Annotated in this window: 2 protein-coding genes; both read right to left on the minus strand. The window is 68.2% G+C overall.

Annotated elements, in window-relative coordinates; all coding sequences use genetic code 11:
* The coding region (locus BST11_RS29070) for a DUF2510 domain-containing protein (RefSeq protein WP_142276618.1) at nt 1-307 on the minus strand (307 nt) is incomplete at its 3' end.
* A 216-nt stretch (nt 308-523) separates the two neighbouring features.
* On the minus strand, nt 524-1,025 hold a 502-nt coding region (locus BST11_RS26825), incomplete at its 5' end, for an Rv0361 family membrane protein (protein WP_483406809.1).

The raw sequence follows: 1,025 nt of genomic DNA on the forward strand, positions 1-1,025 counted from the left end.
GCCCAGGGGACGGCGGGGGCGGCAGATTGGGCGGCGGCGCCGGCATCGGCGCGGCCTGTGTGGGCGCATCGGCATACGGGGATGGGGATGGGGATGGCGACGGCGGTGGTGGTAGGTGCACCGCCTGGGTCGGCGCCCCCGAGGGCGGCTGCGGCGGTGGCGGTTGCTGCGGCGTAACCGGTGGTCGCCGGGCTTGCACGTTCGGCTTGCGCTGCCGGTGCGGCGTCCAATCGTGACCGTCCCAGTACCGCTGGGCGTTGGAGTCCTGTGGGTCGTCGTACCAACCGGGCTCGTTGGGTGTCGTCATGGGCAGAACCTCTCGGTTGACTGAACTGCACCCGCGAAAGCGAGAATAGCGCGGGCGTCAACCATCAGCGACGTTTGACGCGGATCGGAGTTCCGCGGCGTCAGACCGAAAGCGGACATGTGCGGGGCCCACCCCACCCCCCGGGATGGATCCACCAGCGCTTCTCTCAAACCGAACTACGCTGCGCAACAAGTTGATTGGCCCAACAGATGTCATTCATCCGGAGTTGTCGGCGCGGCCGCACCACTTCCAGGAGCCTTTCTCCTTGACGAATGACCAGGTCTCGGGCATGTGGTCGTCGGGCGACTTGGACCGTGTGGTGGTGACGGTGGCGGTGGCACGGTCACCTGTGACATGGACGTTGGTCACCGTGGTTGCGACCGTCCCCTCTTCGTCGATGTCGTTGCGCAACATCTGGCTCGTCACGGGGTTCTGTCCTCGGGCTCGCTCGCAGTCCAACTGCAGCAGCCCTTGGCCGTCCGCATTGTTCTGTGCGTTGGTGACGTTCTGGACGAGCGTCTTGATCTGGTTCTCGGCCAGCTTGGGCGCTATCACGCGCTTGTACCCCAATACGCCGCCGCCTGCCAGCGCCGCGACCGCGATGAGCGCCGCGACGACGAGCGGTGCCCGAGACCGCCTCCGTGGAGCGGCATTTGGGGGCTGGGCCGGTGGTCGCGCCTGCGGGCCCGGGGCCGGCGGGGGCGCCTGAGGGCCCGGG

This window comes from Mycobacterium alsense, from assembly GCF_002086635.1.
Classification (GTDB): domain Bacteria; phylum Actinomycetota; class Actinomycetes; order Mycobacteriales; family Mycobacteriaceae; genus Mycobacterium; species Mycobacterium alsense.